General features: G+C 45.1%; 11 protein-coding genes and 1 tRNA gene. 4 read left to right on the top strand and 8 right to left on the bottom strand.

Translation table 11 applies throughout. The annotated features are described in order from the left end of the window. Positions 1 to 184: hypothetical protein (locus tag QZ938_RS19780; protein WP_293157328.1), on the top strand; the 184-nt coding region annotated here is incomplete at its 5' end. Between the two features lie 86 nt (positions 185 to 270). On the opposite strand, the gene QZ938_RS19775 is transcribed toward QZ938_RS19780, so the two are convergent. Continuing rightward, positions 271 to 915, bottom strand: a complete 645-nt coding sequence (locus tag QZ938_RS19775) for a hypothetical protein (protein ID WP_293157331.1) — start codon at positions 913 to 915, stop codon at positions 271 to 273. Between the two features lie 711 nt (positions 916 to 1,626). Between QZ938_RS19775 and QZ938_RS19770 the strand changes: the two genes are divergently transcribed. After that, positions 1,627 to 1,699 (top strand) — tRNA-Ile (locus tag QZ938_RS19770). A 284-nt stretch (positions 1,700 to 1,983) separates the two neighbouring features. Here QZ938_RS19770 and pyrR read toward each other — a convergent pair. The 4 genes from pyrR to QZ938_RS19750 form a co-directional block, all read right to left on the bottom strand. Continuing rightward, the gene (gene pyrR, locus QZ938_RS19765) at positions 1,984 to 2,517 is read right to left on the bottom strand and encodes a bifunctional pyr operon transcriptional regulator/uracil phosphoribosyltransferase PyrR (protein ID WP_293157325.1); all 534 of its coding nucleotides are present in this window, start codon (positions 2,515 to 2,517) and stop codon (positions 1,984 to 1,986) included. A 399-nt stretch (positions 2,518 to 2,916) separates the two neighbouring features. Next, on the bottom strand, positions 2,917 to 3,996 hold the full coding sequence (gene cbiB, locus QZ938_RS19760) for an adenosylcobinamide-phosphate synthase CbiB (RefSeq protein WP_293157322.1): 1,080 nt from the start codon (positions 3,994 to 3,996) through the stop codon (positions 2,917 to 2,919). A 109-nt stretch (positions 3,997 to 4,105) separates the two neighbouring features. Continuing rightward, positions 4,106 to 4,507: a GFA family protein gene (locus QZ938_RS19755; RefSeq protein WP_293157319.1), complete on the bottom strand. Its 402-nt coding sequence runs from the start codon at positions 4,505 to 4,507 to the stop codon at positions 4,106 to 4,108. A 33-nt stretch (positions 4,508 to 4,540) separates the two neighbouring features. Beyond that, the gene (locus tag QZ938_RS19750; RefSeq protein WP_293157316.1) at positions 4,541 to 4,984 is read right to left on the bottom strand and encodes an Rrf2 family transcriptional regulator; all 444 of its coding nucleotides are present in this window, start codon (positions 4,982 to 4,984) and stop codon (positions 4,541 to 4,543) included. A gap of 267 nt (positions 4,985 to 5,251) precedes the next feature. On the opposite strand from QZ938_RS19750, the gene QZ938_RS19745 reads away from it, so the two are divergent. Then, a complete protein-coding gene (locus tag QZ938_RS19745) occupies positions 5,252 to 5,638 on the top strand; it encodes an AbrB family transcriptional regulator (RefSeq protein WP_293157313.1) in 387 nt (128 codons plus the stop codon). Between the two features lie 623 nt (positions 5,639 to 6,261). Here QZ938_RS19745 and QZ938_RS19740 read toward each other — a convergent pair. Then, positions 6,262 to 6,393 (bottom strand): hypothetical protein, encoded by a 132-nt coding sequence (locus QZ938_RS19740; RefSeq protein WP_293157310.1) that lies wholly within the window; start codon positions 6,391 to 6,393, stop codon positions 6,262 to 6,264. Positions 6,394 to 6,521: 128 nt separating this feature from the next. Here QZ938_RS19740 and QZ938_RS19735 point away from each other — a divergent pair, with 128 nt between their 5' ends. Continuing rightward, positions 6,522 to 10,211: a PAS domain S-box protein gene (locus tag QZ938_RS19735; protein WP_293347649.1), complete on the top strand. Its 3,690-nt coding sequence runs from the start codon at positions 6,522 to 6,524 to the stop codon at positions 10,209 to 10,211. 787 nt (positions 10,212 to 10,998) lie between these two features. On the opposite strand, the gene QZ938_RS19730 is transcribed toward QZ938_RS19735, so the two are convergent. Both QZ938_RS19730 and QZ938_RS19725 read right to left on the bottom strand, forming a co-directional pair. Then, on the bottom strand, positions 10,999 to 12,390 hold the full coding sequence (locus QZ938_RS19730; protein WP_293347646.1) for a hypothetical protein: 1,392 nt from the start codon (positions 12,388 to 12,390) through the stop codon (positions 10,999 to 11,001). Between the two features lie 172 nt (positions 12,391 to 12,562). Then, positions 12,563 to 13,666 carry a site-2 protease family protein gene (locus tag QZ938_RS19725; RefSeq protein ID WP_293347643.1) on the bottom strand — a complete coding sequence of 368 codons (1,104 nt, stop codon included), beginning with the start codon at positions 13,664 to 13,666 and terminating at the stop codon, positions 12,563 to 12,565. Positions 13,667 to 13,955: the final 289 nt, after the last annotated feature.

The raw sequence follows: 13,955 nt of genomic DNA, 5'->3' as shown, positions 1-13,955 counted from the left end.
GCAAGCTTTTCGCGGTGTGACATATTTTGTCATCGCTAGGTGGTATTTTTGTTTTCAATCCATAGTGCCAGCTTTTACAATGATTTACCAGGAATTTCGAGGAAATTATTTACTTTATGTCAACAGTCTGGAGGTTTGGTCTCCTTTTGTCTTGTACCATTTTCCCAAAAGAATGCAACTGTAGACCCGTGATCCAAACACTTCATTCATGAGTCATTCCCAATTGCAAATCCCAAATCCCCAATCCCCAATCCCCAATCCCAACTGCTATTACTTTGCCACTGGAATGCCAGATATTTGCAACTGTAATTTTTGGCCTGGATAATCTGTCAGCGTCAGCGAAATTTCCTTCGCATTTTCCAGCAAAGCTGTGGGAATGCTCACCGTACCGTAATACACCTGCCCGTTGGGTGGAAGTTCCGCCGGCAAATCCTCAGCAGTCGCCGAAAGAGCCCGCCCTTGATTGTCAGTGACGTTCAAGAAACTGTAGAGAAACCTGACAGCTTGGGAACCTTCGTTTTTCATGCTCACGTCTAGCATCATCGAGTTGCTGCGCTGGCTGGCAGCGCTCACTTCCAGAGTTACTCCCCCGTCGCGACTGTTCAGGGGAAACTTGGCGCTGGTATTTGCCGCAGCCGGTTTTTTGGCTGTGGCAGATTTAGAGTTTGCTTTGTCTGCTTTAGTATTTGTCGCGGCTGTTTTTTTGTCAGGATCGCGACCTTCTACCCGCGCTTTGACGGTTTTGAGAATGTCTTTTTCTTTCAAAATGCTCACTTGGTCTTTGCTAGCCGCACTTCCCTGCTTGCCGCTGCCAGCATTGTTGCTGGGGCGAACATCAGGTTGAGTCGTTCCTTTCAAGGCTTCGCGACCTATAGTAAATCCCCAAACAGAACTCGTCACACCTGCTCCAAACATCAGACCGAGCAGAATAAGAGTCAGCACTACCGTCGAATTCACCTTTCTTCCTCCCTGGAGACTTCCGCCAAAGCTGTACTCGGCTTGGCGGTGAGAGAAAAGGGAGGCCAGGGTCTATACTGCATTATGTATCTCCATAAAAAGAAACCGTTGCGCCTCAAAAGTGGTTATTCTCCCTGGCATACCTGCTTACATTACAGGATAGAGGCTGCTGATATTGTTCTTTCGCTTACCCGCCTCAGTGGGGCGTTTAATTTGGGGATTGCTCCCTCTCGGATTGCTCCGGTAATGTTAGCTTCGACAAAGTTAGTGGTCGGTACTTTCTCGCTTGGCACTGTCTCCCAAATGACTGTTTAACCTAAGAGTTTTAGAGCTACGGACTAGCTACGCATCCGTAGGTAAGAACTTAAACGCTTGCCACTAACGTAGGCATTACTGCCTGAGTCTGGTCAACTAGGGCTATCTTTCAAGCCCCCGTTATAGTCGGTACTCCGATTTAACGGTGGGTTGTTGACTGCCATTGCCTATAAAGTTGATTCCAAATCCTAGAAACTGCTAATTCCAGTCGATCGACTCCAGCACAGAGTTGTGATGCAGGCGATCGCGGGTTCGGCAGATCTAAAAGATTTTGATTTTTGTTCTATAGTTCTAGCACGGACTGGGAAATTATGTTATACTACTTTTGAGTTGGATAGACACAAGTCGATCTAACGGCAGTTGGCCGAGCGGTTTAGGCAGCGAACTCATAATTCGCCCCAGGCAGGTTCAACTCCTGCACTGCCGATTTTATGGTACGTAGTTGCGCTTCAGCGCTCTTTGATCTAAACAATAGCGCCCAAGCCCTCAAGGTACGTAGTTGCGCTTCAGCGCTCTTTGATCTAAACAATAGCGCCCAAGCCCTCAAGGTACGTAGTTGCGCTTCAGCGCTCTTTGATCTAAACAATAGCGCCCAAGCCCTCAAGGTACGTAGTTGCGCTTCAGCGCTCTTGTCTATATGAAAGAGCGCTCAAGCGCAACAACGTACCTAAGTCAGTTGTGTCCCCGATGTTTCGAGGTTAACGGGCGATATCAACCCTTAATCAATTCCACTCCGTCGCGCCCGTCAAGTTCTTGAACATAAACCTTAACTTGTTCTTCCTTGGCTGTCGGCAACTTTTTGCCTGTGAAATCCGGCTGAATCGGTACTTCTCGGTGGCCGCGATCGACTAATACCGCCAACCAAATTTTCTCCGGTCGCCCGTAATCGTTTACCGCATTCAAAGCCGCTCGAATTGTTCTACCTTTATATATAACGTCATCTACCAACACCACCGTTTTGCCGGTCAAATCGAAGGGAATTTCTGTTTTAGCCGGTGTCCGCAGGGCAACTCGATCCAAGTCATCTCGGTAAAACGTAATATCCAAAGCACCCACGCATACTTTGACCTGTTCGAGGACTTCAATTTGAGCTGCCAACATTTGAGCTAAAGGCACTCCTCTAGTATGAATCCCCAACAGCACTAAGTCCGAAGGAGCTCCTGATTTTTCGACAATCTGGGAAGCGACGCGGGTGAGAGTCCGCCTCACTTCATCCGGGGATAAAATCTTGATAATTTTAGTCATTGCTGGCTGCGAGCTAATGGTTGGCTGTTGGCGAATCGAAGGATTTTAGAGTTTAGAGTTTAGATTGATTGGACAAATTAATCTCAGGGTTGGAACAATTTTAGATGTGAGACTTCGGCTTCAACAGTTGACAGTTGACAGTTGACAGTTGACAGTTCAAGAGCGAACTCTACCATTAACTCCCAAGATTGGAGTAATGAATAGTCTGATTTTAATTTCTCCCTCAAAGACTTGGGGCTTTCAACCAATTCTTTCTGGTAAGTGCCAGCGTCGAACGATTTGAGATGTTAGGTTGAGTTGACGGTTGAATCTGGGAGTAGAACTACTAACTTCCAAACTTTTTTGGCTCTTCCAGACTACTGTCGGAGGGCTATATCTGTTTGCGTGTCAGTTCTATTGTTAGGGAACAAAAGATAATAAAGTATAAACAAGCAATGATAGTCCCAACCAAATCAGAAAGCAATACCGAGTTAATTGCAATGCTCGGTCAATTTTTTTCGGTGCGATCGCACTTTGAGGCTCGCCTAACAGCGGTTTGTGTTTGATAACTCCCCGATAGGAATTTGTACCTCCCAGTTGTACTCCCAAGATGGCGGCGTAGGCGCACTCGCTCCAACCGGAATTGGGACTGGCATCTTTAACAGCATCTCTCTGACAAATCTGCCAAACGTAGATCGGTTTGCCAGATATCAGGGCTAAAGTAATCACTGTTAGCCGGCAAGGAATCCATGTCAGCACGTCTTCTAGTTTGGCGCTAAACCATCCTAAATCTGTGTATGGTGCTTCTTTGTAGCCGACGGTAGAATCTAATGTGCTAGCTGCTTTGTAGGCGATCGCACAGGGAACTATCGCCAGATGCCACATCGAGTCAGGAGCGATCGGTCGATCGATAACAGTTAATAATAGATGCGGCAGAGCGAACCCAACTAATCCATAAAATAGCGGGGCAGTCACGCCATCCACTGCATTCTCTGTTACAGTTTCTAACAATGCTCGCAGAATTTCTGGCTCAGATAAGTTTTCGGTATCCCGGCCGACGTAAAGGCTCAACCTTTCTCGCGCCTTGACTAAATCTCCAACATTTAAAGGGGCTAGCACGTCCTCGGCAGCCGCCCTCAAACTGCGACCGGCAAAACAGCTAGCCAGCAAAATGGTTTGTAGGGCAATGCCTAAAACAGGATGCACCCAACTAGCAGCAACGACGATCGACCAACTGACAGTATAACTGCCTATAATCAGCCCGATCGCTAGTATTGTACCAGCACATCGTAGAACCAGTTGGTGCCGCTCGCCTGGAGGACGATCGCCGGAGCGAGACATTTTGTCTGCGGGATTGTTGCAGATATTAAAGACAAATCGAGTATAGCGGTCGATCGCCCAACCCATCGCCTGTACCGGATGCGGCCAACCCCAAGGATCGCCGATCGAATAATCCAATACCGCAGCTAAAATCAAAACAGTAAATTCATCCGGCATCATTATATATAGTGTTAAACATGATAGTCCGTCCGATCGCTCAAGTGCGATCGGGTAGCTGCTGTTTTAACTGCTGCTACCAAGAGCGGAGTGTGATTTTTTAGAGCCGATTTTAACTGCTGAGATGACTTTCGTCGTGCAGTTCGTGTACGTTCTGTTCCCAATTAACACCGTCAAAGGGTAGAATCTGAAATTGGGAAACGGCATAGTCGTCAAGACAGCGGACGTTGACATCGAATTGATCCGGATGCGATCGGGGACGATAGAACGAGTGAATGCCACAAATCCGGCAGAAAGTATGTTTAGCAGTGCCTGTATTAAATGTATAGGTTGTCAAAACATCTTCCCCGCAGAGCAAGGTAAAACGTTCCGGCGGCACAATCAGGTGCAAAAATCCTTTCTTTTTACAGATAGAGCAGTTGCAGTCAGATGACGAGTGTTTGTCAACCGCGACTGTGAAGCGGACAGCACCGCAATGACAGCCACCGGAGTAGGTAACAAGTGTTGCGTCCATGTTCTCGGGCGATCGAATAAATGAACTTACCATCTAAATGATAAAGCTAGTTTCTTCTCCGAGAGCAGCTTGCCAACTGCGGACATCATAGTATAAGTCTTCGAGGGAAATACTGTACAGCGCGACCGCAAGTTTTTTGTGCAATCGGTTCCACAAACTGAATGTTACCCAGTCCTCTGGTTGGGTCGCGTCAGGAGAATGTCGAGGTAAAGGTTCAATAGTTTCCCCTACAGCCTCTAAGATTTGTCCTAAAGAGATTTGAGCTGGCTCCCGAGCCAATTGATATCCTCCCTGGGAGCCCCGAACAGATTGGACTAAACCGGCTCGTCGCATTTCAATCAGCAATTTTTCTAGATATGGAGCGGGTAACTCCTGTCGGTTCGCAATCGATTTCACCGATGTCGGCCCGAACCGAGGTTGCAAACTTAGATCCAGTAGAGCTTTGACACTGTAGTGTCCGCGTGTGGTTAACTTCATGGGATTTTAAGAGGGGGGCAAATATTCAGCTAGCTGATAGCTGATAGCTTATGCTACCTAGTTTAGAGATTGCTCGCACGCTCCTGGCAGCTACTCCTGAAGAAAGACTCCACCTTGTTAAAAATATTTAGACAATAGTGGTTAACAATTGAGCCGATCGGTGTAATATAGTTTTACAACCAGCTATAAAGCTAAAGTTTCTTGGTCAAACCAAAAACCAACCGAGAAAAAATCCGTACACCACTTGAATATTTCAGGACTCAGTAAATGGCTAAAAAGAAAAATATCGAACCCCTTGAAGGCGAAGATCTGATCAAAAAGGTCAAAGACCTAGAAAATCTTACCAAGGAAGAAAAAGCTAGAGCCTGTGGCTACTACACCGTTACCAAGAACGGCGTAGAACGGGTCAACATGATGAAATTCCTGAATGCGCTGATTGATGCAGAAGGCATTCAGCTAGATGGGAAGCAAAACGGCAACGGACGCGGCGGACGCTCGGCTAGCTATCGGATTAGCGTTCAATCTAACGGCAACTTACTGATTGGAGCTGCCTACACCAAGCAGATGGAACTCCAGCCGGGAGATGAATTTGAAATTTCTCTGGGACGCAAGCACATTCACCTGCGCCAAATCGATCGCGAAGAAGTATCCTAGGTCTTTACAATTTGCTTTGAATTCTTGCTTGAACGGGTTGGTTTGACTTCAAGCATTGACTGCTGGCAAAGAGCGGGCTCTGAAATTTTGCTCTGAAATTTTTCAGTGCGCCTAAAACAGTATGGATTCTATAGATGGCAATGGCTCGACAAAAGCCAGTGCTACTACTTTATATTTTCTGAGAATACCTATTCTCGCCCCTCGCTATATCCGTTTGGACAAGCGAGGGATTTTCCGCGTAGCTGTTGAGAGTTGAGAGTTGACAGTTGACAGTTGACAGTTGACAGTTGGGAGTTGCTCGAACAACGAAGAGGGAAGAAGGAAAAGGAAGAGGTTCGAGGGAAGAGGTTCGAGGGAAGATTTATTTTATAGGGGATTTAAGGGATTTTACGGATGAGGTTTGAGGGAAGAAGTAGCTTGCGTTAAGGTAAGAAACCAAACTTGGCAAAGAAAATGGCGCAGGTATTTTCAGCCAAGAGTATGTAATACCAGTTTTAAAAAAAGAATAGACTGGAATTGCATATAGCCTTTCTCAGAAAGATGAGGTATGACTGACAGCTTATATAACCGCCTAAACTAAGAGGGCTGAAGCCCAACAACGTACCTCATCTTTCAGAGAATCGCTATAAATCTTTGATGCAAGAGGGCAACCGCTTCGCAATGCAGATGTATTTCCCGATTGGAGAGCGACTTTTCCAATCTTGTCTGATGCGACTCTCGTGCTGGCGATCGCAAACACGAGCTCGATCGTTCATTCCCACATCTAAAATCTAAAATCTAAAGTCTAAAATCGACTGACACCCAAGCAAGCAGCTTCGATCGCCCTAGGTGAAATTATGGGTCGAAACAGTTAGAGTGTTAGGGAGCAATTAGTCACCAGCCTATGCCTTTGTCCCGATTCGCCTTTCAAACTGTCCGACAACCCACAAAAATACCTCTGCGCTGCGTTCTAGTAGGCTCTTTTGTGGTGCAAATCGTCGCAGCAGTCGGGATGGTCGGATATTTTTCCTTTCGCAACGGACAAAGAGCAGTCGAAGAGCTTGCCCAGAAGCTGATCGGGGAGACGGGGAAAAGAGTTGAAGAAAAGCTGAGTGGTGTTCTCGAAAATACTCACTGGGTAAATCAACTCAACGCTGAAGCGATCGACCGCAGGGAATTAAACTTACAGTTAGAAAGCCGCCAGCCTCGGGCAGAAAAGTTCCTTTGGCAGCAAATGCAATCGTTTAAAAGCATTCAGTGGATGTCCCTCGGTTCTGAAAAATCAGGAGAATGTCTCGCCATTTGGCGCAACCCTAAGGACAAGAGCTTGCAAATTGTCGTCGCTAACAAATCTACCAACTCTCAGAACATTTACTACGCGACAGACAACAGAGGAACAGGCACGGTTAAATTAAAACTAGAAGCAGGAACCTACGATGCTCGCCAGCGCCCTTGGTACAAAGAAGCTGTCGCAGCTAACAAACCAATTTGGACGAGCATTTACCCCGGTTTCACTCCGGGGACTGTGTTTATTGCTGCGAGTCAACCGATTCGCGATCGCAATGGTAAATTGCTGGGAGTTAGTGCGGTAGACTTTTCGATCTTGGAAATTCAGCAATATCTCCATCGCCTCAGGTTTAGCAAAACGGGGGAAATTTTCGCGATCGAACGATCGGGCTTGCTGGTTGCCAGTTCGAGTCAAGAATCACCCTTTAGAAAGATGTCGGGAAAGTCGCAGCCGGAGCGGCTGAATGTTTTAGACAGCAAAACTCCTGTTATTCGTACCGCAGCTAAGCATTTGTACGAATACTTCGGGGGCTTTGGCGAGATTAAGCAGCGGCATCAACTGAAATTTAACCGAGACGGGCAGGATTATTTTGTGGCAGTGGTGCCTTTTTCTGATAGTTACGGTTTGAACTGGCTGATTGCGATCGCAGTTCCCGAATCCGATTTCATGGGGCAAGTTAACAGAAATACCCGCAATACGATTGTACTTTGTGCGGCGGCGCTGCTGCTATCGACAATTGCCGGAGTTCTGACAGCTAGGTGGGTAACGCTACCGCTGCTGCGTCTCAACGCAGCAGCTAAGGATATTGCCCAAGGAGAATTCGATCGCACTGTTGGCGTGAGCAGGCTGGATGAAGTCGGTAAATTAGCCCAATCTTTTAATGAAATGGCCGCTCAATTGAAAAAGTCTTTTGAAGCTTTGGCGTCTAGTGAAGAAAAATTTGCCAAGTTGTTAGAAAGCTTGCCCGTTGGAGTCACAGCCCTGACTCCCGCAGGTAGCACTATTTTTATGAATTCGGTGGGAGAAGAGCTCACTGGCAAAAGGGCAATGCCAAGTACAACCGCAGCAGGGCTCTCAGAAACTTATCAGCTTTATGTAGCAGGCACCGATCGGCTGTACCCGATCGATAAGTCCCCGTTTGCACGGGCTGTGAGGGGTGGAACAATGATTGTTGAAGATATAGAAATTCGCCCCGGTGGGAAAATTATTCCTTTGCAAGTGCGATCGATGCCGGTGTTTGACGCTCTTGGCAATGTCCTGTATGTGATTATTGTTTTTCAAGATATCACCGATCGCAAACAAGCAGAAAAAATATTGGCTGACTACAACCGGACTCTGGAAATTGAAGTAGCTTCGCGCACAACCGAGTTAGCCGAAATCAATGCCCGCTTGGAAATCGAAATTGAGGAGCGCAAGCAAGCTACAAAAATTATCCGCAAAGAGCGGGACTTTAACTTCAAGATTATCGAAAATTCTCCGATATTTTTTGTGGCGATCGACCGTCAGGGTAAAATCCTGCGGGCGAATGACTGTATGCTGCAAGCTGTGGGCTATACTGCCGCAGAAGTTATCGGCAAAGATTATTTAAATACATTTGTACCAGAGGGCGATCGAGCCGGATTGCACTCGATTTTTAAGGGCGTGACAGCCAGCCCGCAAACGGTTAGCGAACACCAAATTCTCACTAAGTGTGATTCCCTAGGGGATAGCTACGCCGCGCGTACTTTATTAGTAGAGTGGCACGGTACGCCCGTTTTGGATGAAAATGGCAATTTTGACTTTCTTTTTGGATTTGGGATCGATATTGGCGATCGCAAACAAGCACAATTAGCCTTGCAAAAAAGCGAAGCTCTGTTTCAGAAATTAGCGATCACAGTTCCCGGAGAACTTTACATATTCGTCCAGCATCCCGACGGCTCGGTAAAGATGGAATATATCAGTCCGCTGTGCCGGGAAATTCAAGAATTAGAGCCGGAGGAAATCCAGAATAACTCTGCTTTACTCTACGAACAAATGCACCCAGACGATCGCCCCAGTCACTTCGAGGCAATTACCAAAAGTGCGAACGATCTCGAACCATTTTCCCACGAGTGGCGGATTGTGACAGCATCGGGAAAACTCAAATGGCTGCAAGGCTATTCTCGCCCGGAATTGCGCGAAAATGGAGATATCGTCTGGCACGGCATAATACTTGATATTAGCGATCGCAAACAAGCAGAACAAGAACTCAAACAAGCCAAAGAAGCCGCCGAAGCTGCCAACAAAGCTAAAAGCATCTTTCTCGCCAACATGAGCCACGAATTGCGAACACCCCTCAACGCCATTCTCGGCTTTGCTCAATTAATAGAACCCAGTGCTAATTTAACTTTGCAGGAACAAGAGAATATTAAAATTATTCGTCGCAGCGGAGAACACTTGCTTCAACTGATCAATCAAATATTAGACTTATCTAGAATTGAAGCTCGACGCATGACACTCAACCCAAAAAACTTTGACTTGTACCGTTTGTTGGGCGACGTGCAAAATATGTTTCAACTTCCCGCACAAAATAAAGGATTGCAATTAATTTTCAACCGCTCGCCCGATGTTCCTCAGTACGTACAAGCTGATGACGTTAAGTTGCGACAAGTGCTGATTAATTTGTTAGATAATGCCGTTAAATTCACCCAAAAAGGCTCAATTTTAGTAACAGTAAGACCCACAATAGAAGTAGCTATGTCTCCAGAAACAGATAATATCAATCTATCAGAAACTCAAAAAAATAATCCTTTTATTTACTTTGAAATTGCCGATACAGGGTTAGGAATTATCCCCGAGGAATTAGACAGTATATTTGAATTATTCGTGCAAAGTTCATCTGGTCAAAAAGTTCAAAAAGGTACAGGTTTAGGATTAAGTATCAGCCGCGAGTTCATCAAATTAATGGGCGGTGACATTACCGCAGAAAGCGAAGTTGGACGCGGCACAGTCTTCAAATTTGATATTCAAGTTGTGACGGGAGTCGGCCCTGTTGAACTTATCAATAAATATGTTACATTAAATAATTTATCGGAGAGTTCAACTCTTGCTACCGAAAAAATATCTGATAGTGCTGCAATCTTTACGTTGGACTCTAAGCCGCAAGTTTCCCCAGAATGGACGCGCAATCTCAAACAGGCAGTCCATCAGGCTGACTTCGATTTTATTGCCAAAACAATTGAGGAAATTCGCAGCGATAATCCTGTTTTTGCCGAAGTTTTGATGAATCATTTAGATAATTTTGATTATCACAAGATACTCGATTTGATTGCAAAATTTGAGTTGTAGGGTATACCTAATGACTAATGACTAATACCATTTTTTCTCATCATTTCAAAGAGCGCTGAAGCGCAACTACGTACCTGCTCGCTCCGAGTGGACAGTGACGCACCTGATACTATTTGTGACAGTCGTGCCACACAATTTTTTTTGAGCTGAGTTAAATGGAGAGTTGTTTTTTCAGGGGATGTGTAATACCAATTTACTATGAACTTGCACTTAATATGGTTTCCAAGATATAGTCCCAACCATATTTGGTATTCTTTACTTTACCATGTATGAGCGTGTACTTTCATTGTGAATTGGTATCAGGTGCGTCGCTATCAGATTGTCGCTCTTTTCTTGGGGATTGTTCGCAGGATCCGCACCCTACGAATACTACTTTACCATGTATGAGCGTGTACCTTGATAGTGAATTGGTATCAGGTGCGTCGCTATCAGATTGTCGGTTAAGTTTAGAGATTTTTCGGGTGCATCTGGCGCAAGGCAAATATATCCGTAGGGGCGAAGCATGACCGCAGTCAATATGGGATTATAACTAATAACTTATATGCGGTCATGCTTCGCCCTCTTCAAAAACCAGATGCACCCGATTTTTCGTGGCGACGCACCCTACGAATACTAAGCTAAGAGGTAAGAGGGGCTGAAGCCCAACAACGTACCTCATCTTTCTGAACACCGTTATATCAGGTGCGTCGCTATCAGATTGTCGGTTAAGTTGAGGGATTTTTCGTGGCGACGCACCCTACGAATACTAATGACTAATGACTAATGACTGATGACTAATGACTAATGACTAATCTCGAACTTTTGAAATTTGTTTGTGCTGAGAAAAAACTCGACAGTTATTGAGATCAATAAACAACTGTTCTTCTTTATGCTTGTCTGACATATTCACTAGATTGTATTGAACATTGTCTCCATAAATAGTTAGAGCAATCTGGCAAACTTCTAAAAATTTAATTAGCCACTGACATTCAGCAGCGGAGTTATCTTGATAGTATTCAATTAATCGAGCAAAACAAAGTTCTAAGTAGGTTTGGGAATACGGCGAGATTAAAATTATCTTTAGCATCAAAATCGCTAGCGTTAAAGGATTTAGTTGAGTCGCGAAAATTAGAAATAAGGCGGTTGGTTCCCCAGAATTTTCCACAGTCAAACATTTTATTAGATGATTGCAAGTTCTGAGCAACAGGCTACTGTTCAAAATTTCTTCGTCATTCTGGGGATGAAAATTATCTAAAATATTGATGAGTTGTTGGTGATAAATATCAGAACTATTTTTTTTTTCATTGTAATAACATAAATACTTAATCAGAGATTCCTTGAACTGCTTGTAGGTAATATTTTGACTGTGACTGATAAAAAGATTGGCTAAGCTGCGATAGTTCAACGAGCCTCGGTTGACCAAAATTATTTTGATTAAACGCAGGGCTTCCTCTCCTAAAAGTGTGGGATTATGATAATTTTTAAATTTGAATGTGGCTGACTGAGAGCGAGATGTATACATTGCTAGGTCAAACTTATACTTGTCTTTTAACTTCTGGGACAAGAGTTTGGCAGTTTGGCGTGCTTCGAGGGTGTTTTTAGTATCGAGATATTGAGTGGCTAGCAAATAAGGCTGATAGCGAGAAGTCCAGTGCTTTTCTACGGGCTGGTAGTCGCCGTACTTCAATACAAATAATTTGATGTTTTCATAGTCTTGGCTGCTGACAAAGTTTGTCAGCCACACTTTCAGTCTTTTGAGAATATTGTCTGCGTGAGGCTCGCTGAGGGTTCTCTCGCTAATAATTGTAATTAATTTCCGAGCAAGTTCGTATTGTTTGTTGGATATCCAGTTATTTAATAAGATGTATGAGCAGCGTTTAAATAAGTTGTTAAATTCTTGTTGACTGTTAAATTCAATTATTGTGTATAGGGATTGAATTAATTTAGGGTGAACTGGAGCAATTAGTTCTACAAAGATTTTTTTGAATTCCTGGAGACTAACTTCTGGTTCCGAGTTGTTGATGTGATATATGAAAAATTTGTAAAGGATCTCTTGAGATGCAAAAACTGTCAGCTCCGATTTTTGTAATTGAGCTGTTGGTTGAGACGATCGCGCCTGGGGCAATATATTGTTTGTGAGAGTAGGGAGAACTTTTGACTCTTGGGTTTCGGATTGAGAGGTAACGTTCTGAGATGGCATACCGTCCTCGCTCAGATGATCAATACACTATTATAGTTATTTATTGCTGCTTTGCAGCTAATAATTTAGTATTTTACTTGACTTTTGGGTAGCTACAGTTAAGCCCCCCGATCGCCCTTTTGGTAAGGCAAATCGAGGGGGTTAACTGTTATTTGTCAAGTATCTGAGGGTGTCAAGCAGGGTTTGCTTGAGCTCGTCTTTGCAGGAGGCGGGCAATCTCAGCTTTTTCTACAAGCCCGACTAGGACGCCGTTTTCGCCTGTGACGGGGAGTTCTTGGACTTTGAGTTGTTCGAGGAGGGTGACGACTTCGAGGAGGGACAATTCGGGTTTGACTGTGGTGGTAAATTCGATCGGCTTCACGAGCTCTTTAACCAAAACTTGCGGCCAGCTTCCGGTGGGGATGGTTTTCATGTCGTCAAGGTCGATCGCACCTACCAATTGTCCCGCATCATCGGTAACTAGGAACCGGCGCCAGGTGTGAGTGCTACCGATGACGTAGTTGTTGGCAAATTCTCTGAGGGATAAGTTTTCTGGGACGATCGGGCTTTCGGCAGTCAAAGCATCTGCGGCTGTCAGTCCTGCGAGTTCATTTTGGACTGTGGCATACTGTGCAGATTGACCGGCATTTTGCAGCAAGAACCAACCGATTACTAGATTCCAAATATTGCCGAAGATGCCTGTAGCAATGGCAATCCAGCCAATGATTTGACCGACGCGGCTGGCAAAAATTACGCCTTTGTAAGGGTTGCCGGTAATCTTCCAGACGATCGCTTTGAGGATGTTACCACCATCGAGGGGCAAGCCGGGAATTAAGTTAAATAAGGCTAATGCTAGGTTGATGGAAGCTAAAAGTTGAACGATGGCTGCTGCGGGGCCTGTGAGGGCTGCACCGACGCCGATAACTGTTAACAAGCCAGCCAAAAAGAAGCTGACTAACGGGCCTGCAATGGCGACCCAAAATGCTTCGGCTGGGGTTTTCGATTCTCTTTCTAAATTAGCCAGTCCGCCAAACAGAAATAGCGAAATCGATTTCACGCCAATTCCCTGTTTGATAGCTACCCAACTGTGTCCTAATTCGTGGGCTAAGACGGAAGCAAATAACAGCAGGGCTGCGAATAATCCTAACAGCCACGGTGCTACGGGGCCTAAGGTGGGAAACAGGGCTGCTAGTGCGCCGCCGTATTGCCAGGTTACTAAACCCAGAACTAAAAACCAAGATGCGTTGACATAAAAGGGAATTCCAAACAGGTTGCCGACGCGAAATGTACCGTTCATAATGGCTACCTCTGATATTATGGGTGAGAGTTTTTTGCTCTCTGTTTCCTTATCGTAACGAAATGTAACTGAGATGTTAATGGTTGAATTAGGGTGGTATCCGTCTGTTGAGGTTCGGTTTTGGGAATAATCACAGCCGAGTCAGGTTTGATCGTTCGGACTTCAGTCCTCTGAATGAAGGACTAAAGTCCTTACTACGAAAAGGTTTGATCGTTCGGACTTCAGTCCTCTGAATGAAGGACTAAAGTCCTTACTACGAAAAGGTTTGATCGTTCGGACTTCAGTCCTC

The organism is Microcoleus sp. CAWBG27 (assembly GCF_020883145.1).
Classification (GTDB): Bacteria; Cyanobacteriota; Cyanobacteriia; order Cyanobacteriales; family Microcoleaceae; genus Microcoleus.
Note: the sequence above shows the minus strand (reverse complement) of the source record. Positions and strands in the feature narration are given on the sequence as shown.